23 protein-coding genes and 2 pseudogenes are annotated in these 25,687 nt (G+C 57.5%); 14 read left to right on the forward strand and 11 right to left on the reverse strand.

Features of this window, described 5'->3' with window-relative positions; translation table 11 throughout:
* Positions 1-106 precede the first annotated feature (106 nt).
* Positions 107-274, reverse strand: a complete 168-nt coding sequence (locus ACP97_RS20885; RefSeq protein WP_237561195.1) for a hypothetical protein — start codon at positions 272-274, stop codon at positions 107-109.
* Positions 271-942, reverse strand: coding sequence for a hypothetical protein (locus tag ACP97_RS14955; protein WP_049998637.1), 672 nt, complete (start codon positions 940-942; stop codon positions 271-273). The genes ACP97_RS20885 and ACP97_RS14955 overlap by 4 nt, the downstream gene beginning before the upstream one ends.
* Positions 943-1,199: 257 nt before the next feature.
* On the opposite strand from ACP97_RS14955, the gene tnpA (ACP97_RS14960) reads away from it, so the two are divergent.
* Positions 1,200-1,586, forward strand: coding sequence for an IS200/IS605 family transposase (gene tnpA / locus ACP97_RS14960; RefSeq protein WP_049998638.1), 387 nt, complete (start codon positions 1,200-1,202; stop codon positions 1,584-1,586).
* Complete coding sequence (locus tag ACP97_RS14965; protein WP_049998639.1) at positions 1,583-2,821, forward strand: RNA-guided endonuclease TnpB family protein; 1,239 nt, start codon at positions 1,583-1,585, stop codon at positions 2,819-2,821. The genes tnpA (ACP97_RS14960) and ACP97_RS14965 overlap by 4 nt, the downstream gene beginning before the upstream one ends.
* A gap of 189 nt (positions 2,822-3,010) precedes the next feature.
* Here the strand turns inward: ACP97_RS14965 and ACP97_RS14970 are convergent, their stop codons facing one another.
* On the reverse strand, positions 3,011-3,595 hold the full coding sequence (locus tag ACP97_RS14970) for a hypothetical protein (RefSeq protein WP_049998640.1): 585 nt from the start codon (positions 3,593-3,595) through the stop codon (positions 3,011-3,013).
* A gap of 280 nt (positions 3,596-3,875) precedes the next feature.
* Here ACP97_RS14970 and tnpA (ACP97_RS14975) point away from each other — a divergent pair, with 280 nt between their 5' ends.
* Both tnpA (ACP97_RS14975) and ACP97_RS14980 read left to right on the forward strand, forming a co-directional pair.
* Entirely contained in the window at positions 3,876-4,268 is a 393-nt protein-coding gene (gene tnpA / locus ACP97_RS14975) for an IS200/IS605 family transposase (protein WP_049998641.1), read from the forward strand.
* The gene (locus ACP97_RS14980) at positions 4,265-5,566 is read left to right on the forward strand and encodes an RNA-guided endonuclease InsQ/TnpB family protein (protein WP_049998642.1); all 1,302 of its coding nucleotides are present in this window, start codon (positions 4,265-4,267) and stop codon (positions 5,564-5,566) included. The genes tnpA (ACP97_RS14975) and ACP97_RS14980 overlap by 4 nt, the downstream gene beginning before the upstream one ends.
* 1,050 nt (positions 5,567-6,616) lie before the next feature.
* Here the strand turns inward: ACP97_RS14980 and ACP97_RS14990 are convergent.
* The gene (locus ACP97_RS14990) at positions 6,617-7,837 is read right to left on the reverse strand and encodes an FAD-dependent oxidoreductase (protein WP_049998644.1); all 1,221 of its coding nucleotides are present in this window, start codon (positions 7,835-7,837) and stop codon (positions 6,617-6,619) included.
* Here ACP97_RS14990 and ACP97_RS20890 point away from each other — a divergent pair.
* Positions 7,755-8,437: pseudogene (locus ACP97_RS20890) on the forward strand (RNA polymerase subunit sigma-70). The gene ACP97_RS14990 and the pseudogene ACP97_RS20890 sit on opposite strands and share 83 nt — an antisense overlap.
* Here the strand turns inward: ACP97_RS20890 and ACP97_RS14995 are convergent.
* Positions 8,418-8,966 carry a hypothetical protein gene (locus tag ACP97_RS14995; RefSeq protein ID WP_049998645.1) on the reverse strand — a complete coding sequence of 183 codons (549 nt, stop codon included), beginning with the start codon at positions 8,964-8,966 and terminating at the stop codon, positions 8,418-8,420. The pseudogene ACP97_RS20890 and the gene ACP97_RS14995 sit on opposite strands and share 20 nt — an antisense overlap.
* 129 nt (positions 8,967-9,095) lie before the next feature.
* On the opposite strand from ACP97_RS14995, the gene ACP97_RS15000 reads away from it, so the two are divergent.
* Both ACP97_RS15000 and ACP97_RS15005 read left to right on the forward strand, forming a co-directional pair.
* On the forward strand, positions 9,096-9,509 hold the full coding sequence (locus ACP97_RS15000) for a MarR family transcriptional regulator (RefSeq protein ID WP_049998646.1): 414 nt from the start codon (positions 9,096-9,098) through the stop codon (positions 9,507-9,509).
* A gap of 458 nt (positions 9,510-9,967) precedes the next feature.
* Positions 9,968-10,798: a class I SAM-dependent methyltransferase gene (locus ACP97_RS15005; protein ID WP_049998694.1), complete on the forward strand. Its 831-nt coding sequence runs from the start codon at positions 9,968-9,970 to the stop codon at positions 10,796-10,798.
* 307 nt (positions 10,799-11,105) lie between these two features.
* Here the strand turns inward: ACP97_RS15005 and ACP97_RS15010 are convergent, their stop codons facing one another.
* The 5 genes and pseudogenes from ACP97_RS15010 to ACP97_RS15030 all read right to left on the reverse strand — a co-directional run bounded on the left by ACP97_RS15010 (position 11,106) and on the right by ACP97_RS15030 (position 15,434).
* Positions 11,106-12,260 (reverse strand): MFS transporter, encoded by a 1,155-nt coding sequence (locus tag ACP97_RS15010; protein ID WP_049998647.1) that lies wholly within the window; start codon positions 12,258-12,260, stop codon positions 11,106-11,108.
* A gap of 200 nt (positions 12,261-12,460) precedes the next feature.
* Positions 12,461-13,089: pseudogene (locus ACP97_RS15015) on the reverse strand (RNA-guided endonuclease TnpB family protein); the annotation flags it as partial.
* Between the two features lie 210 nt (positions 13,090-13,299).
* The gene (locus ACP97_RS15020; RefSeq protein WP_049998648.1) at positions 13,300-14,010 is read right to left on the reverse strand and encodes a hypothetical protein; all 711 of its coding nucleotides are present in this window, start codon (positions 14,008-14,010) and stop codon (positions 13,300-13,302) included.
* Between the two features lie 152 nt (positions 14,011-14,162).
* A complete protein-coding gene (locus tag ACP97_RS15025; RefSeq protein WP_154020032.1) occupies positions 14,163-14,924 on the reverse strand; it encodes a hypothetical protein in 762 nt (253 codons plus the stop codon).
* A gap of 72 nt (positions 14,925-14,996) precedes the next feature.
* Positions 14,997-15,434: a DUF4870 domain-containing protein gene (locus tag ACP97_RS15030; protein ID WP_049998650.1), complete on the reverse strand. Its 438-nt coding sequence runs from the start codon at positions 15,432-15,434 to the stop codon at positions 14,997-14,999.
* 380 nt (positions 15,435-15,814) lie between these two features.
* On the opposite strand from ACP97_RS15030, the gene ACP97_RS15035 reads away from it, so the two are divergent.
* The 3 genes from ACP97_RS15035 (at position 15,815) to ACP97_RS15045 (ending at position 19,771) form a co-directional block, all read left to right on the forward strand.
* On the forward strand, positions 15,815-17,998 hold the full coding sequence (locus tag ACP97_RS15035; protein ID WP_049998651.1) for a histidine kinase N-terminal 7TM domain-containing protein: 2,184 nt from the start codon (positions 15,815-15,817) through the stop codon (positions 17,996-17,998).
* A gap of 103 nt (positions 17,999-18,101) precedes the next feature.
* Entirely contained in the window at positions 18,102-19,004 is a 903-nt protein-coding gene (locus ACP97_RS15040; RefSeq protein ID WP_154020033.1) for a helix-turn-helix transcriptional regulator, read from the forward strand.
* Positions 19,005-19,042: 38 nt separating this feature from the next.
* Complete coding sequence (locus ACP97_RS15045; protein ID WP_049998653.1) at positions 19,043-19,771, forward strand: hypothetical protein; 729 nt, start codon at positions 19,043-19,045, stop codon at positions 19,769-19,771.
* Between the two features lie 86 nt (positions 19,772-19,857).
* Here the strand turns inward: ACP97_RS15045 and ACP97_RS20895 are convergent, their stop codons facing one another.
* Positions 19,858-20,112 (reverse strand): hypothetical protein, encoded by a 255-nt coding sequence (locus tag ACP97_RS20895; RefSeq protein ID WP_154020034.1) that lies wholly within the window; start codon positions 20,110-20,112, stop codon positions 19,858-19,860.
* Between the two features lie 726 nt (positions 20,113-20,838).
* On the opposite strand from ACP97_RS20895, the gene ACP97_RS15055 reads away from it, so the two are divergent.
* The 4 genes from ACP97_RS15055 (at position 20,839) to ACP97_RS15070 (ending at position 25,376) form a co-directional block, all read left to right on the forward strand.
* The gene (locus ACP97_RS15055; protein ID WP_049998655.1) at positions 20,839-21,564 is read left to right on the forward strand and encodes an AIM24 family protein; all 726 of its coding nucleotides are present in this window, start codon (positions 20,839-20,841) and stop codon (positions 21,562-21,564) included.
* Between the two features lie 239 nt (positions 21,565-21,803).
* Positions 21,804-22,112: a gas vesicle protein GvpA gene (gene gvpA, locus ACP97_RS15060; protein ID WP_049998656.1), complete on the forward strand. Its 309-nt coding sequence runs from the start codon at positions 21,804-21,806 to the stop codon at positions 22,110-22,112.
* A gap of 432 nt (positions 22,113-22,544) precedes the next feature.
* Positions 22,545-23,531: a M48 family metallopeptidase gene (locus tag ACP97_RS15065; protein WP_079977659.1), complete on the forward strand. Its 987-nt coding sequence runs from the start codon at positions 22,545-22,547 to the stop codon at positions 23,529-23,531.
* Between the two features lie 87 nt (positions 23,532-23,618).
* Positions 23,619-25,376: a MutS-related protein gene (locus ACP97_RS15070; protein WP_049998657.1), complete on the forward strand. Its 1,758-nt coding sequence runs from the start codon at positions 23,619-23,621 to the stop codon at positions 25,374-25,376.
* Positions 25,377-25,687 lie beyond the last annotated feature (311 nt).

Here is a 25,687-nt window from a genome sequence, read left to right on the forward strand (position 1 = left end):
AGCCCCTTTGTTCGCTCGAAGAGTTCGATTTCGCGGTCGTATGTGGTCTCTTCTGGCGGCACTTCGAGTTCGTTCTTTCATTCGAAGTCGTGTTGTTCCAAGAACGTCACCACGGCATCGGTGTCTTCGGGGCGATGACGAGATCCAGATCGGTCGAGAAGCGCGTCTCGAACTGCGAGACAGCGTAGCCTCCGACGAGGACGAAGTCGATAGTGGAGCGCTCTAGGTCCGCGAGCACATCGATGAGAGCCTCGCTTCGTTCTTCCTGGCTCATGGCGAGGCTAGCGTCGTATGGTAGTCGGCGTCGGTTTCGAGGTCGTCGTACATCCGGTCGAGGATATCCAGCGCCGACTCGAAGGTCGCGTAGTGCTCGCGTGCGAACGCCACAGTTTCCTCGCGTGAGATGACGGGCCGTCCGTCGATGGTCTCCGCATCAACCTGCGCACGCGGTTCGAGAACGATCTGCAGCGATCCAGGGATCTCATCGGCTGGCTGACGCTGTTGGGCTGTGGGAATCCCGAACCGTTCGAAGAAGCGCTCCCAGTCGGCGAGATCCGTTTCACGAATGGCAATGAATAACGGATAATCCGTCTCATTACGTGCGACCTGGTAGCCGCCCCGGGTCCAGACATAAACGGCGTCGATAGCCGTATAGGCGAACTCTAGACCGGCGAACTGAGGGAGGACGTACGCCTCCGAGATGGTAGGTGGGGATACGGCTGCTGCGGCCGCAAGGAAGTCGAGCCCCGCCTCTCGAACGGTGTCGTTGATAACGAACAATCCACCATCGTATTGCACGTAGCCCGCCTCTTCGAGACGGTTTACAGCTCGGCGAATCGTCTCATGGTTCTCATTGATTTTGCGAGCCACGCCCGAGATTGGGTCGCCCGGATTGATGGCGAGGAGTGTCTTGAGTTCTGCTTCACCACACTGTTCGAACATCGTATAGTTGCACAGAAGTGTGCAATAGTAAAATGCTTGTCGCTATCAGGGATCTGCTGTGTCAGTCACTCCTTCTCGCCGCAGGCGTTCGGGGGCGGCTTGATACAAACCGTTAGCGCATACCCCCGTCTTCAGGCGGAGGTTGAGCGGTAGGCCTTTTCTGTGTCTGTGCAACTGGTTCCGTTGGCGTATCGGTGGACTGGATTTCCAGCCTACCGTAACGCTTAGTAATGTTTGGGTGAATAGTGTGCATACGGATGAAGACCACACGGCACTCGGTTTACAACCTCAACTACCACATAGTGTGGTTGCCGAAGTGCCGTCGTTCGGTACTCACGGGAACGGTCGCGCGCCACGTCGAAGAGATCATCCAAGAGATAGCAGGTGACAAGGATTTGGAGATTATCGATCTCACCGTTCAGCCCGATCACATCCACCTGTTCGTGAGTAGTCCACCGAAGCACGCGCCCTCGCTCCTCGCCAACTGGTTCAAAGGTATCTCGTCGCGGAAATACAATCACCGCTACGCAAGTTCTGACGACCAGAAAATCAAGTGGGCACGGGGCTACTACGCGGGGACGGCGGGCGAGGTATCCAGCGAAACCGTCCAAGACTACATCCAGCGCCAAGAGGCCGAAGCATGAGCGGGACCACGAAGACGCTGGAACTAAAACTCGTCTCGCCGAACGCCCACAAGCGGCGAAAACTCCGTGAGACGACCGACGCCTACCGCTCGGCACTCCATGCCGCGTTCGACGCTGGTTGTACGACTCAATCGGCGGCGAACGATGTGGTAGTCGAGTACGACCTCTCGGGCTACGCGAAGAACGCGCTCAAGAAGTACGTCCCGCAACTCTATGGCGGGAGCTATCACGCCGACGAGCTTCACGACGAGCATCCCGTTCGGTTCACGAATGAGGGCGTGAAGTTGGACCACAAACCACAGAACGCCGTTGAGTGGTACGTGAAAGTCCCGCACCACGACGACTATCACCTCTGGATACCCGCGCAACCGAACCCCGAACAGCGGTCGTGGGTCGAAGCGGTGTTCGCGGGAGATGCCAATATGGGCGAGTGTCGTTTGTTCGAGCGCGACGGCGAGTGGTATCTCCACATGGTAGCTACGAAAGAGGTCGAACAACGGTCAGATTCGGTGTCCGACGAGACGCCGATTGGCGTGGACATCGGGGAATCTGCCTTGCTCACGGTGTGTCACCGTGACGAGCGCGGCACCCCGACCGCACCAACACTCTGGAACAACGAGGGCAAAGAAGTCCGACGCCTTCGGAAGACGTATTTCACCGCCACGCAGCGGCTTCAGGAACGAGGGAGCGAGCGCATTGCCAACTCCTACGGTGACTCGCTTTGGCGGCAGATAGACCACACCCTCCATTCGGTGACGGATGCTGTGGTTGAGCACGCCGCGTCAGTTGAGAATCCCGTTCTCGTGCTCGAAGATCTCACGTACATCCGTGAGAGCATGGACTACGGTTCGCACATGAATCGTCGTCTCCACGGATGGGGCTTTGCGAAGATGCACGCGCAACTGTGCTACAAAGCCGCCGAACGCGGTATCCCTGTCGAGACGGTGAACCCCGCGTACACATCCAAGACGTGCCATATCTGTGGCGAGACGGGATACCGACCGCGACAGGCGGAGTTCCGGTGTACGAACGACGAGTGTTGGATTTCGGAGTATCAAGCGGACGTGAACGCCGCGCTGAACATAGCAGACCGCTACTCCAGCGGAGAGAGCCGTTCAAGAGAACACACGGACGGCGATGACTCGGCTGGAGATGGGGCGCGTTTGACCGCGCCACAAGATAGCCAAGCCGATGGTGAAGCCCACCAACAGACGCTTGGAACGTATGCGTCTTGAAACCGACGGTAGCCCTCGGTAGCTACTGAAATCCGATGGTCGGATTCCACGCCGTTTACGGCGTGGAGGAGGTCAATCGAGATGACATCCTCCGGAGTAGTGGTCGCTGAATTGCTTGGCAACGAGATCGGCGGGATCGGCGAGTTCGTTTGAGACGCAGGTAGAAAGCGGTTGAATCGGATATTGTCGCTACTGTAGTTGGGGGTTGTCTGCGCCAGCACCCGCGACCGCGTCGGAGAGTCCATCGTTCATATTGGAGAGGGGTTCGAGATCGTCGTCACCAGCTTCCTCTTGATAGTACTGGTGGAAGCGCTCGGAGTATTCGTGGTCTACCTGTTCGGCTTCTGCTTTCGCGTTGAAGATGCGTCGATACCGATTGGCAGTCGACTTCCCGATATCGAGACGCCGTGCACATTCTGCCCCGGAGTTTCCTGCTTCGAGACACTCCTTGAGACCTTCAACATCGAAGTCGGCTGCAGTATCACGTTCGCGAAAGAGGTGAAGGCTGAGTCGAGCACGGGTCACGGTTTTATCGAGACCGACATCGCCAAGCCGGCGGGCAATTGTCGTGTCTCCATCGCCCTCGAAATACGCTTTGACGAGCGTGACCAGTTGGTCGTCCGAGAGCTGGGTTTGGAGGCCGTAGCGCTCTCGCATCTCCACGATCGTCTCGCGGATGTTCGTATCGGTGTCGCCACTCGTGTTTGGCCGCCAGCTTCCGCGCTGTTCGTCCTGTTGTTCGGTAGTCGATTCAGCGCCCTGAGAAACGTCCATGAAAATGTCCGTTAGATGGTCTACATCGCTCATTTCGGAAGCGTTTGTATGACTTTCAGCAGCAAAAGCTTAACGCTTGCCAGAAATTGGCATTTACGACGAGAATACGCACCACCAGATATTACGAAATTGACAGTAAGCAAGCGGAAGCCCACGGCTTTAGTCGTGGGTCCGAGCGCCAGAGCGGAGGTGGCTGAATTGCCGAACGCACAGTGTATCGGCTGGTCGGGGTCTCAATGGAAGTGGTACACTATGCTTGTGTAGCTTCTATCTACTGCCAATGCCTCGCGGGTACAGCAGGGAACGGACCTCAATCCACAACCTGCACTACCACTTCATCTGGTGTCCGAAGTACCGCAAGGCAGTGCTCACCGATGACGTTCACGACCGTCTCGAAGCCCTCATTCACGACAAGGCGGACGAACTCGGCGTGGACATCATCAGTTTGTCCATCCAGCCCGACCACGTTCACCTGTTCATCGAGGGCGACCCGACGCTCGCGCCGAACAAAATCATCCAGCAGGTCAAGGGCTACTCGTCACGGGTTCTCCGCGACGAGTTCGGCAGCATGGGCCTGCCGTCGATGTGGACACGGAGCTATTTCGTGTCCTCTGCCGGTGCAGTGTCGGATGAAATCATCGAGGAGTACATCGAGGCGCAAACAGGCCAATGAAGCGGGTCAACACCTTCCGAGTCGTTCCCCGTTCCGACGCGGACGCGGAGTGCCTTCGGCGGGTGTTGGACGCTTCGGCGAGTCTGTGGAACCAGTTGAACTACGAACGTCGCCAGAACTTCACCGACCCGGATATCGACAAGTCGGTGTGGGATACCGAGGACTACCGCAAGCAGTACGTCGGCGTTCTCGGTTCGGCGACGGCTCAACAGGTGATTCGGAAGAACGACCAAGCGTGGCGCTCGTTCTTCAAGCTCAAAGAGAGCGGCGAAGCGAACGGTCTGCCGGGCTACTGGGGCAACGAGGACGAAGGCCGCGACCTCCGGTCGTACATCCGCAACGACATGTACCGGCTTCGATGGGCGACCGGCAACAGCGAACAGTCGATACTCGAAATCTCGATCGGCAAAGACCTGAAAGACGAGTTCAACATCGGACACCGCGAGCGGCTTCGCCTCGAAGTGCAGGGCGAACCGAAGTGGACGGGCGAACAGTGCCAGCTCGAACTGTTCTACGACGAGCGTTCCGACCAATTCAGGGCCATTCAACCTGTCAGCGATTGTTCTCGGCAGGACACACCATTAGCCGACGAGACGGCTGCTCTGGATGTGGGCGCGAACAACATCGTCGCGTGCAGTACGAGCACCGGCCAACAGTTCCTGTACGAAGGCAGGGACTTGTTCGCCCGCTTCCGCGAGACGACGGAACGAATCGCCGAGTATCAGGCACTCGCCAAAGCCGACGAAGGCCGATACAGCACCCAACGGATACGACAACTGTACCGGAAGCGAACGGCGAGACGCGACCACGCGATGGACGCGCTCGCCAGAGACCTCATGGAACGCCTTCACGACGAAGGTGTTTCGACGGTGGTCGTCGGCGACCTAACCGGCGTGCTCGAAACGCACTGGTCGGTCGAAGCGAACGCGAAGACGCACAACTTCTGGGCGTTCCGCGCGTTCCTGAACCGGCTGGCGTACACTGCCGAGGAATACGGCATGGAGGTCGAAGCGCGGTCGGAAGCGTGGACTTCCCAAGAGTGCCCCGACTGTGGCGAATACGACGAGACCGTTCGCCACAGCGATACGCTCACTTGTCCGTGTGGGTTCGACGGCCACGCGGACCTCACGGCGTCGGCGACGTTCCTGAATCGGCACACGGACAGGGAAGTAGGGTCGATGGCACGGCCCGTGCGCTTCAAGTGGGACGCCCATACATGGGCAGAGTCACCACACTCTCGTCCCAACGAAGTTCGCACGCACCAGCAAAAGACCTTCGTCGGCGTGTCTGCCGAATAGACCCCGACCGAAGGAATCCCACGTCTTCAGACGTGGGAGGATGTCAAGAGTTTGTTGCTCGCATAGAAACTGAGTTGCAGCGAGTCTTTGGGTTCGAAGCTGATTAAGACCGCTCCAGAAGGCATATCTTTCGGCAAAGGGAGCTAACACCGGCAAATGCAGCCGTGGACCTCAAAAGGGTGGGAGAACGTAGCTGCTACTGGGACGAAAGTCCCTCCGAAGAGGGAGAGAATACAGAATCGTTGCGTGGCATCACCCTTTCTCCCCTTCGGATAGTTGACTGGTCCGCTGCCCTTTCCAGCCGATTCGGGATAAGTGCGCGCACCGTAAAGTCCTTTCTAACCATTGACCAGACTACTACCCACTGAGGTAGGTCAATCAGTCTTCAAACTGGTCAGTTCTACTATGTTGGAGCATAGCATCCTGCTCAAAACGTGGGAAACTGGCAGACATGACGCTCGTCCTCCCACGTTCTCCCCGGTAGAGTGACACTGTATACCGGGGATTCAACCAGTGATGTCGAAGCACGAAAAGATTATGGATGGATTCTGAGATATTTAGAGACATTAATAAAGAACTATCTTCCGAATGGAATGAGTTCGACGACTGAGTACCGTCTCAAGCGTCGACTACTGAGTGACAATTGATCGCCTCGAAGCTTCTGAGTTCGTTAGTCGAGATTTGGCGACGTAGTTAGTTGTTGGTTGCTCTTGAGGAATCTTCCGACTCGTCCAGTTCGAGTATCTCGAAGTCCTCGCACCCACAGTCCGGGCATTCGTTTATCCCCATCAAGAACTGATCCTCATCGCTATCCACTTTCGCCGTCGTAACACTCCCACACTCGGCACATCTGGCCGCTTGCTTTTCGTATGGCATGGGCGCTTTCCCTGCCACACAAACACACGTATTCAGTAGTAGTTTTTGCGATTTTTCTGAATCACAGGGCGCTAAGACCCCACCTTCAAGCGCGAGCCGCGTTACGGAGGCGAGCGGTAGGGTGGGGATACAGCGCCCGTCATCATCCGACCTACCGTGGTCGGAATCCTTACCTCAGGCCCGAAGGTCGCTGTCAGCGGGCGAATCCGTCACGAACTCACCGACGAGATCGTCGAGTTTGGCGGAATCGTCATAACCGGGGAGCGGTTCGTCGGCAGTTCGACACGTCCCGTCTACGCCGAGCGTCTCACACACATGGTCGGCGACGGCCTCGGCCATCCGACGGTGGGTGGTGAGCTTCCCGCCGACGATGCTCGAAATGCCCGCAACGCCGTCGTCCGCGTGGTCGAGCAGGAAAAAGCCCCGCGAGATCGAGCGCGCGCCGTCACGGTCGGTCTCGTCAGGTGCGTAGAGCGGTCTGACGCCCCAGTAGCTCCGGTTGGGCTCCCGGTCGGCGAGGTCCGGCACCATCGCGGCACACTCGGCAACCATTCGGTCGACCGCCTCGGTCTCCGTGGGGTATTCGTCAGGGTCGTCGACCGCGACGCTCGTGGTGCCAAGGACCACCTCGTCCTCGTGGGGGACCACGAGATCACCGTCGGCAGGGGACCGGCATCGATTCAGGACGGGTTTCACAGCGATATCCTCGACTGCGACCATCACGCCTTTCGTGGGCTGCATCGAGAGCTCGATGCCGGCCTTTTCGGCAAGCCGGCCCGCCCACGCACCCGCCGCGTTGACAACGTGTTCAGCACGGATCATTTCACCACCGTTGTGGTCGATCGCCGCACTGACGACCCGCCCGTTCTCGGTATGGAGGTCGGTGACGGGCGCGTTCGGCAGGACCCGTGCGCCGTGCTGTCGGGCGCTCTCGGCCGTGGCCGCGACGAGCCGTGATGGGTAGACCACGGCATCGGGCACTCGGATGACCCGTTCGACATCCTCGGCGAGTGCTGGGACCGCCTCACGCGCCGCCGTTCCCGACATCGTCTCGGCAGGGATGCCCAGCTCGCGACAGCCATTGAGCTTCGCCTCGAAGTAGTCGGGGTTGTCGGCTTCGAGTGCGATGAAATAGCCGCCCGAATCCCGAACGCACGCGCCGGCGATCCTCTTCACGATCCGGTTCTCCGCGATGCATTCGCGTGCGCCCTCAGCGTCGGATTCGGCGTAGCGCGCGCCACTATGGAGCACGCCGTGCGAGCGCCCCGTCGTTCCCGATCCCAGCCCGCCGCGTTCGCAGAGCGTGACGTCAATGCCTCGCATTGCGAGGTCGCGCGCGACGCCGACTCCAGTCGCGCCGCCGCCAACGACGAGCACGTCGGTCCCCCGATCCATACCAAACCGTGCCGCCACGCGGCCATTAAGCTGTGGACTCGTAAACCGTCTCGAAGAGGCGGGCTACGTGCAATACGATGGTGGATTGTTCGTTATCAACGACACCGTTCGAGAGGCGGGGCTCGACTTCCTTGCGGCCGCAGCAGCCGTATCCCCACCTACCATCTCGGAGGCGTACGTCCTCCCTTAGTTCGCCGGCTAGAGTTCGCCTATACGGCTATCGACGCCGTTTATGTCTGGACCCGGGGCGGCTACCAGGTCGCACGCAATGAAACGGACTACCCGCTGTTCATTGCTACCCGCGAATCGAATCTCGCCGGCTGGGAGCGATTCTTCGAACGGTTCGGGATTCCCACAGCTCAACAGCGCCAGCCACCCGATGAAGTCGATGGGTCGCTACAGATCGTCCTTGAACCGTGTGCACAGATCGATGCGGAGACCATCGACGGGCGGCCGGTCATCTCTTGCTCGGAAACCGTTGCGTTCGCGCGCGAGCATTACGCGACCTTCGAGTCGGCACTGGATATCCTTGACCGAATGTGCGACGATCTCGAAACCGAGGCCGATTACCGACCAGACTTTACGGAAGTTCCTCGGTGACGTCGACGAGGGTTTCTTCAGTTCGCCATTGATAGAGCCGACCTTCGTTCTCGAACAGGCCGAAGACGCCATCCTGCATCCAGCCAAACGGGTGCTCTTCGTCTTCGTAGACTCGTTTGAGGACGTGACTCTTCGAAAAGTACTCGACCGTCCCGACGAGCAGGCCCTGTTCGATGAGGAAGTCGCTGGGGCCCTTCTCGGCGACGCCGACGAGATACGTGACGAGGTCGGCGACCAGGCAGAACTTCTGGATACTGTTGTCCCACTCCCCGCGGATGTCCACCATTCGAAATGCGTAGGCGTCCTGACGACGGTTGAGCCGGTCAACGACCAGATTTAGTCGCCGAATCGGCTCCCGGTCGTAGTTCCCGAGAACGAAATACGAGCGTTCGTTCTCGTAGATCGGCGTGAGTTCGCTCAGCGCGTGCAGAATTTCCTCGTTGTCCGCCAGCGAGAGCTCCTCTTGGTCGATCTGTTCTTTAGCACTCGTGAGAATTTCGTCGGGAACCGGCGACCCCTCGTCGGTCATACCGCATCTATCGCTCGACGACGAGATATGATTTACTACATAAACTACTGGGTTAGTTATACTACGATTTACCCCAAAGTGATTTACTCAAGGATAAACTACTTGCCGCGCCGGTGTGTAGATGCTCGCATGAGTACCGACGTGGGAACCGCTGAGGGGACAGAGGCGCGTGAACTCGTCCACTTCGTGACTCAGCAGACGCGATTCACGCTGCTCAGCAACATTCTCCAGCACCCCGAACAGCTCCCCTCAATGTACGAACTCGAGGAGTTGAATCCGAGCATCAGCGACGCCACCGTCTACAAGCACATCCAGAAACTCATCGACGCCGGCATCGTCGAGGAGGCGGCGCTTCCAGACGACGAACGTCGGCAGGGCTATCCCTGGAAGTTCTACGGCGTGAGCGATGCGGGCCGGGAGTTCCTCGACGAACACAACCTACTGGAGGCCGAGGAAACCCTCCAACGCATCTACGAGACGATCTCCGACAAGCCCGAGAAGATGATCAAATACGAGAACGCGCCGCGCCCCCACCGACGGTAGCTGTCACAGGCCTGCTGTGACGGCATTTGCATTCGGCGTTCGTCTCTTCAGCCACGCGGAGATATTGAGATTTGAGACTCTCACGAGAGATGCTGCCAGATTTCGGTGGATGACCTGTTAGAAGAGTTCTCGGGTACCTTCTCTTCATCTTGAATATTATAGTTGCGATATTCAGTAACATCACCAACGGCCTCTGTTCTGGAGGTGTCAGCGCTTATCAGCGTGCAAGATACAGAGGATGTAAGCAGTAGGTGCAGTTCAAAAATTTCACCCTCCGCCGCCATAGTGTCGTGATTATATAATAATTATTGGTAGTAAATTATTTGCTCTCTCGTCGCGTCTCTAGGATCATCCTGCTATGAGAGTACATGCAAACCCGGTAGATGGTAGTACAGTTGGAGGCTTTCGGGGGCGACTTCGCGGTCCCGTACTCCAGTCTGACACAGCGGGAAACACCCATGACCGCTAAGGAACTCAGTGAAACACAAGCCGCCTGGGACGAGATCGCGGACGGCTTCGACGAGTACGCCACACCCTTGACAATCTCCTTTGCAGAGGCTGTCCTTCAGCGCGTAGATCTCGAGCCAGAAATGCGATTTTTGGACGTGGCTGCCGGCAGCGGAGCTCTCAGTATCCCGGCCGCACACCTCGGAGCGGAGGTAGTGGCGACAGATATCTCTCCGGCTATGGTTGAGCTGCTCACGGCGCGTGCACGGAACGAGGATCTGACCGATATTGAGGTCCGCGTCATGGACGGCCACGCCCTTGAGCTTGAGGACAACACCTTCGACATCTCCGCATCCCAGAACGGTATCTCGACGTTTCCCGACATGCAGCGCGGACTACGCGAGATGGTGCGCGTCACAAAGCCAGGTGGTCGGGTGTTGATCTTAGCGTTTGGTCCGCCCACCGAGGCAGAGTTTCTCACCTTCTTCATGGGGGCTCTGCAAGCGGCCATTCCCGGTTTCGATAGCCTTCCGATGGACCCCCCGCCCTTGCCGTTTCAAGTGGCAAATCCCGAGAATCTGCGTGCACAGCTTGCCGACGCTGGATTGGACAACATCCGCATTGACACCGACACGTGGGACACGGAGTTCCAGTCTGCCACGCACCTCTGGAACATGGTAGTCAACAGCAACCCAATCGCCGGAGCACTGGTTACCGACCTCTCCCAGGAGCAAATAGCTGAAGTCCAAAAGGTCCTGGACACCAAACTCCGTGAACGCTCCGGAGGGAGCGACGCCGCAGTGCTGACCACCCGGATGAATATTGGCAGTGGAACGAAGTGAAAACCTCGGTCTAACTGTAGTGAGTTCATCAACTCAGTTCAAGTGGTCTAGGTCAATCTTCTCCACGGTTGAAAGATACGCGCTCTGAGTCGGTCAGGGTCGTTCTGACGGCAATCAAGTAGTTCTGTTCGTCAGTGCAGAACACAGAGTGCATATCGGCAATTCAGCCACTCTCGGATACGTTGATTGCGCGAGGGGAAATCGCATCATGGTTCGATTATTCTTTATTTGTCAGTATTGTGGAGATAGTCGCTGCCTCAACCGCGGTCTATCTGGGTCTCGAACGAACTCGCCAGCAGGAATTCGGTTAGAAGCCGAGATCGAGCAAACGATTACCGGCGAGCGCGAGACAGATCACCGAGAGAAACGCGACGAAAATCCCGAACGCGATGCTCCATCCAGCAGTATCCGCAACGGATCCCACGACGACGCTTCCGGTCGCGCTCAGCATCATATACGTCGTCCGAACGAGACCGAATCCCGCACCACGTTCCGTAGCCGAGAGGTTGTCGACGAATCGAGGCAACAGTGCCGCTCCCCAGCCCATGGCAACACCGATCAGAAAGATGCCAACGAGAAGGACGCCCAATCGAGAGCCGACGAGAAGCAGTGTGTACCCCACGATGCCGGCAACTGCACAGAAAGCAGCAATCTCTTCGCGACCGTACCGATCCGAGAGCGACCCGATGCCAGGCTGTGTGAGTCCTTGGATGATGAAATACGCCGAAAACAGCGTACTGGCGAACGTCACCGAATAGCCGTGATACGCGATCAGAAAGGTCGGGAGGAACGATGCCGTCGCCTGCCAGATGAACTCGAATAGAAACGCGAGCATAGCGGTGAACGCGATTTTCCGCCGGGAGAGCAACTCGATGACCGGCTTGAGGGCGAGCCGATCGCCCATCGGCTGCTCGGGCCGTGCCGGCTCGGTCGGACGGATCTTCCAGCGAAAGAGAACGAAAATCGGGAATGCGGCTGCGGCTCCGAGTGCGATCGCGGCCCGCCAGCCGAACCACTGACTGACTGCAGCCGCTGCGATCGGCGCTACCAATCCCGCCAGTGGTGCTCCAGAGTTATGAAGGCCGATCGCGGTACCGATATTGTTCAGTTCGCGAGTCAGAAACGTCGTCGCAACGCTATAATGCAGGCCAGCAACTCCACCCAAAACCAACGTCAAAACGAGGAATACAGGCATCGACGGTGAAAGCGCGAGCAGAGCGCTGGCGATGGTCGTTAACCCAATCGCTGCAAGGATAATGATCCGCTCGCCATACCGGTCGGCGAGCACCCCGCTAGGAAACTGTGCGAACGCATACGCCATCCAGAGACCAGTCAAGGCCAGCCCCAGAACACCGGTTGAGGAATCGAACGTGTCGACGATCTCCGGAACGACCGGGCTGATAACCAACCGAGCGACCATCGTTGCGAAAAACGCGAGCGTACACAGAGCGATGATTGTCACTCGATAATCCCACAGTCGCCTCACTGCTCACAGCTACTCACTTGATGTGTTTCAACGCACTGGCTTGGCATCGAACACGTTGTAGCAGCTATCGAGTCGATGCCCCATTGAGATGATACAGCGCGGAAAACGTGACATCCTCGCCCGCCGTTCACGGCGGGGCTTCCACACGGTGGGAGTCTAGTCGTTCTGAAGAGGTTTCAGCCCCACTCCGCGAGCGTCATCTGCGCGGGTTTCGCGCTCGGCTCGCGGCGGGCTGTGGCACTGTCACGAGTGCTCCCGTCCTGTGGCGAGTCATCGCCCGCCAGTTTCAGCGGCAGGCTCTCTCCCCACGGGTCAACGCGACTGGCGATGTTGCTGGCCGCGTTCAAATCCGCTTGGTACTCCGATACCCAACACTCCGAGTTCGTACATCGGAACTCCGCTTGTCCCGAACGCTTCCCGATGTGGCCGCAGTCGTGGCACGTCTGGCTCGTGTACGCCGGGGCGACGAACTCGACGGCGATACCGGCTTCGCGGGCTTTGTCCTCGATCCGGTCCTGAAGCCGGGCGAATGTCCACGAGTGCAACCGTTGGTTCATGTACGCGCCATAATCCCGTCGTTCGCGGATGTACGAGAGGTCTTTGAGGGCGATAACCGGGTGCTCGAAGCTCCGGGCGTATTCGACGGCCTTGCGAGACGCTTTCTCAACGATGTCGGTGAGGGAGTTCTGGTAGTGCCCGAAGCGTTCGTCGGTACGCCACTCGGCGGCGTCACGCTCTTGAATCGCTTGAGCGTGGTGTGCATCTCTTTGCGGAGGTGTCGCGCCCGGCCACCGTCAACGAACATCAGGCGAGCTTGCAAAACAAGCGGCTCCACGACCGTATCCAGAATCGACTCGGCGGTGCGTTCGAGGACGTTCGTCGACGACGGGCTGAACCGCGCGAGGCTGGCCCGTACGGGGTCGTCGCCAACGTGAACTCACGGCACAGTTCCTTCAAGATGACGAATACCCGGTGGCTGATGTGCGATGTCGATACTCAAATCAGTGGGAGCAGTTTACTCCTCCCGTATTTCGGTGAGCTTCACCTCGATCGTTACTTCGTCGTTCTCGTCGTAAATGACGACGTAGGGCGGGTAGTTGCTCACGATGGCTTCATCAGTGTACGGCACGATGCAGGTTTTAATCGTTGGATGGTTGTCGACAGTCATCTCATAAGCGTAGCATTCGACGCCGGCATACGACTCCACGCCCGTGATTTTCTCTGTGACTGTCGAACCATCAGACGTGGTCGAGTTTTCGTATCCTACTGCAAGGTTGTCGCCCTCAATGCCAGATCCGAAGAGACTACCGAGGGCGAGGGGTTGAAGTACGGCTCCCGTTGGGTCACCCAGTGAATCCTCTGTCCCCGAATAGGTTTGCTCAAAGCTCTCGTCACCCTCGTAGGTCACGGTCGGATACAGCGTCTCAGTAGGATCTGCCGGCGGCTCGAAGCTGGCCGTCCCGGAGCCGTTCTCGGCATCGACAATCTCGAACTCGTATCCGTTTTCGGTGGCGTTGTACCAATCTTTCGCTTGAGGCTGAATGTTGGTCTTCGCCAGTTCGTTGCCCTTGCTGTCGGCGTTTTCGTTGGCTCCGTCACTCGAATTGGCCCCGCCATCCGTGCCATTAGCACCGCCGCCCGGCGTCTCGGCTTCCGCGACGCCGGACTCGCTATCGCTGCTCCCGAAACCGCCAACACAGCCCGCGAGGACAACTGCGAGTGCCACTGTTAGCGTTACGACGACGCGTGCGTTCAGAAGTTGAGCCCGTCCGTCCTGTACCCGTGTAAGTTCATATTTCATTGGTTTTATGGTTTCTGGCCGTTGTTTTCGACCACGCCGACGGATTATATGGCCTCATCCCGCTACTTTCCATGGGATCACATTTCTTCGATAATCGAGTCGGGATTCGGTCGGAACGACCGCATCATTCCATTTGACAGTTCCCTCACGGTGTTCGTGCAGGGGTTCTCACTATCTCTCAGGAAGAAGGTGCTAAAGCTGACCGGGTAGTATTCCGATCCACTACCTGACCCCTCGTGTGGTGGGTACAGCGCATAGTGGCTGTAATCGCTTTCAAATGTAGCCATCACGCGAACTGTCTCGCCAGCGAAATCGAGTTCCTCGATTTCTTCCCACGTTCGATCAAAGGAGTCGGACTCCGTTGTCAGCTCGTTGAGGTCCTTGGAAACCTTTGCGGGAGTAACCGCATCGTACTCCTGTACGAGTTTGAGCTGTACCTCGTTTGTCCCGGTCGTGGACTCATCCTTGTCCTTGAATGACTTGCTCTGCCACCACTCAACATCACCGCCACTCTCATCTCCGCCCACTATTTCTGGTTGCTCCCACTCACTCGGATAGTCGAACGCGAAGACGAATGCCGTACCCGCTGTATCGTACGCCGTAAGGTTCGATTTCAAGACGTCACACTTAGCAGGCTCTGATACGGGCCCGCCTGAACCGCCATCATTACTCGTCTCCGTCGGTGCATCGGGTTTTTCCCCACCCTCCTGTGCGTTGTTCGTGTCGGCGGAACTTCCACTGTCGCCGCCTGATCCGTTCCGTTTCTCGGCTTCCGCACCGAGACAGCCCGCGACACTCGCTATACCGGTGGCGAGCGCGCCAGCGCCGATTGCTTTCAAGTACGTCCGTCGGTTCGTTCGTCGATCTGCTGTGTCGTATCGCATTGGATTATCTTCTTTTTCCGGTGATGTTCACGCTAGTTTGTCGGCGATGCCGGCAGCAACAGGTATCCGGACTGCCTCGCCCTGGTAGGCCTTGATCATCAGGTAAACCCACGCGCCGAAGCCGCCGACAGCGAGGATAAGCCAGACTACTCCGAGGATCAGCGAGACGAGACTTCCGACGAGGAATCCACTGTCGCTCCCGCTGAACATCACCGTCGTGAAAACGAGTTGAACGACGGTCAACACGACCGACGCCACGATGAGCAGAACGTTGAATGCCATGCTCTGGGCGGCGTGCCATCGCACGAACCGGTTGTCTCTCTTGATCAGATAGAAGATCAGTCCCGAGATGAATCCGAACAGGTACGACAGTGCCCCCGCGACGTTGCCGTCCAGTTCCGATTCGTTCGCCGCGGCCGGTGCCGCAGGATCTCGCTCAACGTCGATATCTTGTGTGCTTGCCATGGTGTTCTCCAGTTGAGTACGTTCGTCGTTCGAACGGCGGCGGAGTTATCCGCGCACAGCTATCGGAAAGGACGAGGAATGATTATAATCATCGAGCGAAACTCTCTCATCTACTGAAAATAATCCATGACCCGAGACAATTCCCACTCGATGACGTCATTGCGCGTTCACCCGTGACTGTTTCAGGGCCATCTATCTAGCAACAACGAAAGGAACCAATCCATCCGATCTGCTCTGCAATTCGGCGACAAACAAATTTCCGGCCGTTGTCTGAGTGTTTTTAGAATTGGTAAATAGTTATATGTATGAACGGTATAGGTGAATTTGATATGACGAAAGCTAACTCACGACGAGGAAGATAACGGACGAGGCCATTCACAATGGTACTTTTCGTCACAGCGTATCTCACACTACTCGGCTTCTCAGCGGTGATCACTGGCGGGATAGCGGTCTACGCGTGGCACCGGCGGGATGAACCCGGTGCAGGCCCGTTCGCTGGGTTGATGGCGGCGACGGCCCTCTGGGCGATCTGTGCGGCCGCAACGCTACTGGCGCATGACCCAGAGATACATCTCCTCATCGAGCAGGGACAGTGGGCTGCGACCGTGTTCGTTCCGGTTTTCTGGGTGCTATTTGCTCTGACATACACCGGTCACGACGAACTCGTCTCGGGATGGACTGTGCTCTTGCTATCGATAGTTCCGCTGGTGTCGCTCGCATTGGGGTTAACGAACCCGCTACACGGTCTCGTCTGGGCGGATACCCAGGTCTACGTTGCGAACGGTATGGCAATCGCAACCAGACAGCCTGGTGATTGGTATTGGCTATTTGTGGTCTATGCCTACACGCTCATCGGTGTCGGAACATTCCTGATCTTCCGACTGGTGTTCGTCTCGGACTATCTGTTCCTCGATCAGGCTGTCCTGCTGGTCGTCGGTACCATCGTTCCACTAGTCGGCAACATGGTCTCCGTAACCGAAGTGACGCCGTTGCCTGGAATCGACGTTACACCGTTTGCGTTCACCGTAACTGGTCTCACGTTTGGGTATGCGCTGTTCCGTCGGCGACTGTTTGAGTTGGTGCCCGCGACCCGCCGGCTCGGGCGTGATACCGCCATCGCCACCCTCGACGATGCCATTCTCATCCTCGACAACAACTATTACGTTATCTATCTCAATCCCGAAGCCGCCGATGTCCTCAACTGCGATCCACGAAAAGCACTCGGCACATCAGCAGCGGATCTCGTCGATACCTCCGCTATCGAATTCGACGTGCCGGATGCACTCGCCGAGCTCCACATAGAGGGGCAATTCTACGAAGCCCGGACCTCCACGATTACGGATCGGCGCGGCTTCGAAATCGGGCACACCCTCCTCCTCCATGATATCACCGCACGCAAGCATCGCGAACGCCGCCTCCGCAGACAGCGTGACGAGCTTGCACAGCTCGACCAGCTCAACGAAGCCATCCGTGACATCACTCAAGCATTCGTGAACGCCACCAGTCGGACCGCCATTGAGGAAGTCGTCTGTGATCGGCTGACTGCCTCAGACCTGTATACCGAGTCGAGTATTATTATCGACCCATCTGACGAAATCGTTGCCGGTGATGGCGGTGAGGATATCGAGGGAGGTGCCAGACCGATAGCGATTCCCACAGCGGGACCTGCGAAAGAGGCTGTTTCGTCGATTCCCGAGATACGTCCCGATGTTCTCGATACCAAACACGGCTCGTGGTCGGTCATTCCATTGGGGTATGGTCAGTCGATCTATGGCGCACTTGTCCTCTACACGACGCGACTCGACGCGTTCGAGTCACGAGAACTCGCGATTCTCGGCCAGCTCGGAGAGATAGTCAGTCAAGCCATCGACGCCGTCGAAAATCAGCGACTACTGCTCGCCGATACCGTTACCGAAATCACGTTTCAGTGTCCCGATGCTGCACTTGCGGAGGTTACGAAAAAAGCCGCTTGCCGACTTTCTCTTCAGGGACTCGTGCCTGCGAGAGACGGTGAAGTCCTGGCCTACTACCACGCCATGGATGACTCCGCACAGCACGTTGTGGATACCACATCAGGAATTGAAGGTATTGCCAGTATCAGAATGGTTGATGACGCAGACGACATAGTTGAGTTTACATTGACGGATCGGTCGGCATTACTGGCGCTCTCGAAAGGCGGGACGAACGTCCGCACGGTGGAGGCTAATGAGGGAGAGTATCGGGTCGTCGTCGAAATCGCCTCGGAGACAGATGTTCGGACACTTATAGAGCGTGTCCGCGAGTACTGTCCGGAAGCGACGCTAACCGCGAAGCGTGATCTCGACCGCCCAGTAGAGACAGGACAAGATTCGCTCCCCGAAGATACTCTCGACGAACTCACCGACCGTCAGCGCGAAGTGTTGGAGGCATCCTATCGGGCCGGGTACTTTCGATGGCCGCGCGATCGGACGGCCGAAGAAGTCGCCGAATCGATCAATATTAGCTCGCCGACCCTCCACAAGCATCTCCGCCGTGCAGAAGAAAAGCTTCTAGGACGAATGTTCGATCCGGACGATCCAGACTGATCGAAGCCCTGGTAGAAACCATCCCACTGGACGTCGATTTATGCTATCTAGCCCCCGATTATACTCTCTCAAATGTCTTCTGATAGTAGTGTGAGTCAATAACATGGCAACAACCGAAGCAACGTCACTAACGGGTGGAGTATCAACAAACGAAAGAACACGGAATACTCCCGAAGACACCACACGAGCGATTCATCGGCTTAGTGAGGAGAATTCGCCGCTCGACACGCCTGCGCTCATCACACTCGTCAGGCGTGCACCGGCACTCGCTGCACTACGCGAACAGCCGCTCGACCGTCGGGATTTAGAGGACTGTCTTGACGTCTCGAAACCCACAGTCCACCGGCTCACACGGACACTTGGCGAGATGGGTCTCGTCGAGAGAACAAACGGGATATTTGTTCTCACGAAACTGGGCGAAGCCGTCGCCGACGTGGTCGCCGAATTCACGCGAAGCGTCGAGACGGCCTACCGGCTTACTCCCCTCATAGAAACCATCCAAGACCGATATTCCGACTTCGATATCGCGGTATTCGAAGACGCGATTGTGACGACTGCCGAGCCAAGCAACCCCTATCGTCCAGTACAGCGGTACTGCTCGCTCATTGAGGAAACGAGAACTCTGCGTGGATTCGACACAACAATGCTCTCGCCACAGCACGTCGATGCGGTACACAGACGGGTTTGTGACGGGATGGAAGCGGAATTCGTCTACCCACCGGCCATCGCCGCTCACCTCTCATCAACATATTCAGAACGGATGGCGGAGATGATCGAGAGCGGCCGTCTCGATTTCCGCGTCCATACTGACATCTCACATGGAATTGTCATCTTCGATGAACGAGTCGGGATCAGGAGCTACTGTGAGACCACCGGTGCGCTACGGGCATTTATCGACACTGACTCGCCAGACGTACGCGAATGGGCCGAAACGATACATGACACCCATTGGATGGAGGCTGAACGATTCGAAACGCACTCGGATCTTCCTGAGAGGCCGGGCTAAATCACTCGATTGCATGGAAGGCGCTCTGGAGTCAACATATGACAAACAAGACCGAACGGATGGAAACGGCCAAGGGTGGTGCGAAAGCAACGGCGAAGGCGGGTTCGAGGATTGACGGCGGCAGGCAATCAGTCCCCGAGAGAGGAGACGTTTCCGATGACAGTGTGGGATCCGAGAGCCAAACCGCCACGCTAGTGCCAAGCACGGAACAGTCGTCGATCGAGGGACCTGCTCACGAGAGGAATACTGAACGGACAGCAGCGAGTGCCACCAACCACCAACTCTGGCCGGATACGACGCCCTACGGGAACGTGGATGGGAAATTCGTTTTCACGTTTGACCGACCCACGACCTGGCACGTCACGACCATCATCAACGATACGAGTCTCGTGACAGTCGAACTAGCCCCATCAACAGAGGGAGAAGACGCACGCCCACTCGTTCTGCGGATCAGACAAACTCTCCAGCCAATAGAGACCGAGAGGCTCGAACGATACCAACCGAATGGAAAGACAACCGACCCACTCCAGTTCGGCGGACAAGCGGTGGCCGTTAGCATCACCACTCAGAGGCACTCTCACCAGTGGACGGTCGTCCTTCCAGACGCTAGTGGCTCCTATCTGGTTCAACTTACCACGGTCCACACTGACAACACTGCTACAAACCAAATTGACGGCGAATCATCCGACCGTATCGAGGAGTTACGGCAACTCGGAATACAAGTTCTGTACAGTTTCCGGCCGATGAGTGTCGAAACAGTGACCTAATAGACGAACAGCACATCGGGAGATACATATATCAATTAGGCAGAGTGCAACGACGAGTGGAAACATGATTCGACAGGAGTGTCGAGTCAATCGTATTCAATCTCGTGACGATCAAGGAGTTCCAGCAACGTTTCCATGCCGCGGTCGATATCGAGACCGAAGAGGGTGATGTGCGCGCGTGGGTGTCTCCTCGGTTCGGGTTCGAAGTGTGCCGTCAACTCGATACCATCGACATGGGCATAGCCGCGAATATGGACCTGCCACCACTCGAATCCGGACGGATGAGCGAAGCGTTCAATTCGCCGGACGTTGAGGATTTCGTCGCAGTAGTTGTAGGACATCATCCACCCCGAAACGAAATCGTTCTGACTGAGCAGATCCGCTACCGCTTCTCTCGACTGTGGAACAACAACTGACTGTTCGGGTGGGCGCGGTCGGGTGAAACACAACTTCCGGAACCACCAGAAACCTCCACGAAGGCTTCTACGTGGTAGATATCGAGCCTGCCGCGTAGTTGCAGTGAATATTATAGCCGAACTGCTGAAAAGCGGTCGCTGCGTGAGAATTTTTACAGCTAAATGTTCAGCAGCCGCGAAAGCCCACGAGTTCACTCGTGGGATACGGTGGCGTAAGGTACTTGTCCGATCCGCGCCGTTCCTTCGACACGGTAGGAACGGGGGAGCCGAACCGACACAACGCCTCTTGAGACCGGGACCGCTTTGCCCTCGATTGGGTCTAAGTCCTGTCGTGGACGGAGGAAGCCCCACGAGTTTACTCGTGGGAGCCATCACACAGACAAGCACCGCAACGACTTGAATAATTTTCTTCACGGCTTCTTCGATTTTCATGAGTTCACTCTGTTCTGTTTGTCGCTTGTTCGTCCAACTGACAGGAAGCTGTTGCCAACGAGTATGACGGGTGATACCAGATTATAGGTATCGAGCAGAACCGTCTCAGTAGACGAAACCGTAGCAGGGCCTGAAACGGTCTCACGCGGTGAATACATTTCTACACCGGTGTTTTCTATCAATAGAGCCGCCTCGGGTGGCTCAGGAGAAGATACACCAATGAATCTCGACGAATTCGTGGACTCGCACGAACCAGGGGAGACAGGAGAGACGTTCGAACTCGAAAGCTCGAAGATGCTCGACATCGCGCTGGACGGAAACATCATGGGCAAAGCAGGCTCAATGATCGGCTACACCGGCGACATTGCTTTCGAGCGCAAATCCGCCGGTGGTGGCCTGAAAGGCATGCTCAAAAAGCGCGTTACCGGCGAGGGAGGCGTGATGATGCAAGCGTCAGGCAACGGCCACCTCTACCTCGCCGATGCGGGCAAAGAAGTCCAGATCCTCGAACTCGATGCCAGCGACGAGATCAGCGTCAATGGCAATGACGTCCTCGCGTTCGAGGATTCGGTGGGCTGGGACATCAAAATGATGAGCTCAATCGCGGGCACGTCCTCGGGAGGACTATTCAACGTCCATCTCAGCGGACCGGGTCATATCGCCATCACCACCCACGGTAAACCGCTCGTGGTCCCAACACCGGTCCGAACCGATCCCAATGCAACCGTGGCCTGGAGCGCGAACGTCTCGCCCAACGCGAAACACGATCTCAATATCAAGAGCTTTATCGGACGCTCGTCGGGCGAGACCTTCCAGCTCGAATTCGCCGGTCAGGACGGATTCGTCATTATCCAGCCGTATGAGGAAATCACCCCTACTGAGAGCGGCGAGAGCAGCGGAGACGGAAGTACCGGCCAAGGAGTCAGCGTCAGCGACTTCCTCTAATTTGCTACAGCGATTGGCGCTGATTACCAGGTTTTATCTCTTGAGTTGTCCACCCACAGAGCGATAGAGTCTCTCGAAATCGCCAACGGTAGCCGATACGACGAGAATCTACGAACCTCTCCCCTCCCCCTTCCTTCAGCTAATGCCGATAGTAGGCGTGTCGCCAGCGGACGCAAAACCACGGTACCTGCCCGTGCCAGCCCAAAGGATATTGTAGTGGGCAGAGTTAGGGAGTTGCGATGAGCGCACGACCATCGAGCGACAGTCTGGCAGAAGTGCTCGACCGCATCCTCGACAAGGGAATCGTCATCGATATCTGGGCAAGAGTGTCGATCGTCGGCATCGAGATCTTAACTGTGGAGGCCCGCATCGTCGTCGCTTCAGTTGATACGTTCCTCCACTACGGCAAGGAAATATCCAAATTGGAGATGGCATCCGAATCGGGTGACCTCCAAGAACTGAAAGACCTCGACCTCGGTACGTCACCAATGACTCAGCCCGAACCCGACGAGCCGGAAGTCCGCATCGAAGAGGAAGCCGAACAGTAGAATACTGCGAGATATCGAGCAGCAATTCATGTATTCAGCTTGGAAACAAATAGCACATAAATTCGACTGTACGAGCATGCGATAGACGAACTACGTGACGAGTTCGAAGGAATGGACGAACCCCGGGCAGCTGAAGTGCTGCGCGAGACCGAAGCCGACGGCGAGAAAAAGGCAGGAGCCAAGACCATTCACGAGTGCCTCAACTCAAACTCGCTTTAGCAAACCTCTGATTCGGCAGTTGTGGTGAAGCTGATTGCCAGTCTAGACAACACTCAAGTCAAAACACTAACCACGACTGTTCAGTATTATCACAACCGTAACGAGCGAATCAAGCGCTTGGTAACGGTTGGTAACGATAGTGAGAGCCACAGGGGGGGACCTCCAGAAAGAGCTTCGACAACTGTTTTGCGTGCTCATCACCTATCGAGTAGTATGTCGGTGTCGTCGCGTCGCCCGCGCGGGCTTGCCGTTCTGCTGGGAACATGGTTGCTTGCTATTGCTGGAATCGGGGTTCTCGTTGGCTCGCAACTGCTCGGTGCGCTTCTCGCCGAGGGAACGCTCCCGTCAGTATTCGTTTTCACAGGCGGACTCGCACTGGTATTCGGCTACCTGAGCTATCGGGCGAACACCAACCGTTTCCTCTCACGGCTCGACGTAGCCCCACTCACGACCGCACATGCACCGAACATTCACGCGAGTGTCGACCGCCTGACGCGGCGGATGGATGTCAACCGGCCCGAAGTCTACGTTGCGCGTCTCGGCCAGCCCAACGCGTTCGCGCTCGGCAATGGAACGCTTGTAATTGATCAGTCGCTTATCCGCTTGCTGACGCCAGCGGAACTCGAAGGAGTGCTCGCGCACGAACTCGCCCATCTCGAAGGCTACGATAGCCTCCTGCGGGCGCTCGCAACGAGCCTGCTACGGACCGTAACGGCGCTCGTGCTGGTCGTGGTTGTACCGTTCGTAGTGACTGTCTCGATAGCCTGTTGGGGACTCTCACTGGTCGTGGGCCGTCCAGTGCGAGGCCCCGACAGCGTTGGCAGTGGCCTCCGCAGCGGGTTGCACCGGCTGGTGATGAGTTTGGTCGTCATGCCGACGCTGGCACTCCAGGCCTACGCTCGCCGTCGGGAGTATGCGGCTGACGACCGGGCCGTGGCGGTCCTCGATGATCCACTCGCACTGGCTCGGGCACTCAAAAAGATCCAGCGCGCGAACGAACCAGGCCGGGGGCTGCTCTCGTGGCTACTCCCGAATCGCCAGCACACTGAACGCACACGAATGGAGCGAGCGTTTGCAAGTCACCCACCAACTGACGAGCGCGTCGAGCGCGTTCGAGAGGCCGCAACCGCCGCTAGAGCGAGCGCGGGTCGGGCCGGTAGCAACACGTCGACAGCAACTGAGGCTCACCAAGGTTGGTGAAGTCCATCACCTGCCAGCTGGCTGATTTTTCGGCGCTATTGCGGTGAGTGGTTCACCTATTTGGAGGCTCGCGGTCGAACGGCGAGTATGCGCCTCCAAGACTACTGGGGAATCGGCCCGAAGACAGCCACCCGGCTTGAAAACGAACTCGGTACTGAGCGGGCAATTCAGGCGATTGAATCGATGGAGATCGGAACCCTCGTCGATGCTGAACTCGCTCGCGGGCGAGCCACCCGGATCCTCCGGCACGCTCATGGCGAACAGGGGATGGGCATTCTCACGACACCGGATGCACGCACCGTCTACAAGGATCTCCTTGCACGAGCACAAGAGTACGCTGTCACCGCCCACGCTGGCGACCGAATCCGCGTGCTGACGCCACTGACGTCGATCGAAGCCATGGAAGAGCGCCTCGACGAGGTGACCCTCGCAACAGAGACCTGGAACGATCTCGACGATTCCACCCGTGAAGAGGTTCTCGATGTCTTCACCCACTTCGATGAGATAGGTGGTGGCGACCGAGCCGCGGTCGAGACCGTGCTCGCACTCCACGACATCGGCGTGAAAACCGGTGTGTTCGCCTCGATCGACGCGATCGATCCAGACGCGCTCGAAGATGCCCGCGAGGCACTCGGCTCTCTCGACACTGAGGGACGTGAACCCACCGTCCGCGAGGATGTCGACGACGAACTCGATACGGCCCGCGAGCAGCTCGCAGCGGTCGAACAGCTCGAAGCGCAGGGTATCGATGTCATCGAAGCCATCCAATCCGACGGCGTTCGGTCATCCGAAGAGTTCCGTGAGACGTTCATTAGCTACGTGGCGAACGAGACGCCACTCCCAGCACCGCGCGTCCGAGAAGCAACCCCAACCGAAGCCGCCGACGCCACCGACTTCGTGACGCAGGGCCTCCGCGATATACTCGAGGCACTCCGTGAAGCAGTCGAGACTCGCGAGCAGGCGGTCGCAAACGAACTGGAGGCTACACTCGACGACAGCCGCGATGAGATCGAAGCTGCTGTGACCACGGTGAGCGGGACGGCCTTCCAGCTCTCGCTTGCTCGGTTCGTACACGCCTACGATCTGGCTCGCCCTACGTTTGTCGAATCAGGCTGTGTGGCGGCTGTGAACGCACGCAACCTGTCGCTCGTAGCCGCGGCTGACAGTGGTGTTCAGCCAGTCACATACGCTGTCGGCGACCACGAGTGTGCAGCCGAGGTGCCAACCGGGGATCAGGTTACGGTGCTCACAGGGGCGAACAGTGGTGGGAAGACCACTCTCCTGGAGACGCTCTGTCAGGTGGTCGTGCTTGCTCACATGGGCCTGCCCGTACCCGCTGATGAGGCCGAGGTGAGTCGCGTCGATGCCATCGTGTTCCATCGTCGGCACGCGAGTTTCAACGCGGGCGTGCTCGAATCGACACTCCAGACGATCGTTCCGCCACTGACCGAAAGCAACCGAACGCTGATGCTTGTCGACGAGTTCGAAGCCATCACCGAGCCGGGGAGTGCCGCCGATCTTCTGTATGGATTAGTGCGACTCGCCGTCGACGCGGGAGCCATCGGTGTCTACGTAACCCACCTCGCAGACGACCTCGAACCATTACCCGAACGGGCGCGCACTGACGGTATTTTCGCTAGAGGCCTGCGCGATGATCTGACGCTCGATGTGGATTATCAACCGCAATTCGAGACCGTTGGTCGATCCACGCCGGAATTCATCGTCTCGCGATTAGTAGCGAACGCGAGTGATCGCAGCGAGCGCGCCGGCTTCGAAGCACTCGCTGACGCCGTCGGTGAGGAAGTCGTCCAGCAGACTCTGCTCGATGCAGAATGGTCGTCATAGACTTTGCTCCCGACGACACCGATCCCGCACAAATCAGAGTGCGATCTTCATCTGCGACAGCAATTCCGGTGACGTAGGACTGACAAAGGTAGGTTGTAAGGATGTGGAGACATTGCTGCACCGAACGCGAAAGTCGATTGGAAAATGTTCGTGTATCGATGGCGATACATGATAAATCCATCTAGCGGCCCCTGAGAGGGTAAGCTGATAGGCACCCTGATCTCTCTGATAAGCGTCGTCTCACAATTTGTAACAGACATCGGTGAGGCGAAAGCTACGTCGCGATGGAAGATTTCGCCGTTGCACTCATT

The sequence above is a fragment of the Halococcus sediminicola genome, assembly GCF_000755245.1.
GTDB lineage: Archaea > Halobacteriota > Halobacteria > Halobacteriales > Halococcaceae > Halococcus > Halococcus sediminicola.

Bases quoted from the DNA above. Each gene is read 5' to 3' on its own strand.
- ACP97_RS15005 (WP_049998694.1), top strand. From the start codon at position 9,968: ATGACCGCTAAGGAACTCAGTGAAACACAAGCCGCCTGGGACGAGATC.
- tnpA (WP_049998641.1), top strand. From the start codon at position 3,876: ATGCCTCGCGGGTACAGCAGGGAACGGACCTCAATCCACAACCTGCAC.
- ACP97_RS20885 (WP_237561195.1), bottom strand. From the start codon at position 274: ATGAGCCAGGAAGAACGAAGCGAGGCTCTCATCGATGTGCTCGCGGAC.
- ACP97_RS15065 (WP_079977659.1), top strand. From the start codon at position 22,545: ATGTCGGTGTCGTCGCGTCGCCCGCGCGGGCTTGCCGTTCTGCTGGGA.
- ACP97_RS14965 (WP_049998639.1), top strand. From the start codon at position 1,583: ATGAGCGGGACCACGAAGACGCTGGAACTAAAACTCGTCTCGCCGAAC.
- ACP97_RS15000 (WP_049998646.1), top strand. From the start codon at position 9,096: ATGAGTACCGACGTGGGAACCGCTGAGGGGACAGAGGCGCGTGAACTC.
- ACP97_RS14995 (WP_049998645.1), bottom strand. From the start codon at position 8,966: ATGACCGACGAGGGGTCGCCGGTTCCCGACGAAATTCTCACGAGTGCT.
- ACP97_RS15030 (WP_049998650.1), bottom strand. From the start codon at position 15,434: ATGGCAAGCACACAAGATATCGACGTTGAGCGAGATCCTGCGGCACCG.
- ACP97_RS20895 (WP_154020034.1), bottom strand. From the start codon at position 20,112: ATGTCCTACAACTACTGCGACGAAATCCTCAACGTCCGGCGAATTGAA.
- ACP97_RS14970 (WP_049998640.1), bottom strand. From the start codon at position 3,595: ATGGACGTTTCTCAGGGCGCTGAATCGACTACCGAACAACAGGACGAA.
- ACP97_RS15070 (WP_049998657.1), top strand. From the start codon at position 23,619: ATGCGCCTCCAAGACTACTGGGGAATCGGCCCGAAGACAGCCACCCGG.
- ACP97_RS14955 (WP_049998637.1), bottom strand. From the start codon at position 942: ATGTTCGAACAGTGTGGTGAAGCAGAACTCAAGACACTCCTCGCCATC.
- tnpA (WP_049998638.1), top strand. From the start codon at position 1,200: ATGAAGACCACACGGCACTCGGTTTACAACCTCAACTACCACATAGTG.
- gvpA (WP_049998656.1), top strand. From the start codon at position 21,804: ATGAGCGCACGACCATCGAGCGACAGTCTGGCAGAAGTGCTCGACCGC.
- ACP97_RS14980 (WP_049998642.1), top strand. From the start codon at position 4,265: ATGAAGCGGGTCAACACCTTCCGAGTCGTTCCCCGTTCCGACGCGGAC.
- ACP97_RS15035 (WP_049998651.1), top strand. From the start codon at position 15,815: ATGGTACTTTTCGTCACAGCGTATCTCACACTACTCGGCTTCTCAGCG.
- ACP97_RS15055 (WP_049998655.1), top strand. From the start codon at position 20,839: ATGAATCTCGACGAATTCGTGGACTCGCACGAACCAGGGGAGACAGGA.
- ACP97_RS15045 (WP_049998653.1), top strand. From the start codon at position 19,043: ATGACAAACAAGACCGAACGGATGGAAACGGCCAAGGGTGGTGCGAAA.
- ACP97_RS14990 (WP_049998644.1), bottom strand. From the start codon at position 7,837: ATGGATCGGGGGACCGACGTGCTCGTCGTTGGCGGCGGCGCGACTGGA.
- ACP97_RS15040 (WP_154020033.1), top strand. From the start codon at position 18,102: ATGGCAACAACCGAAGCAACGTCACTAACGGGTGGAGTATCAACAAAC.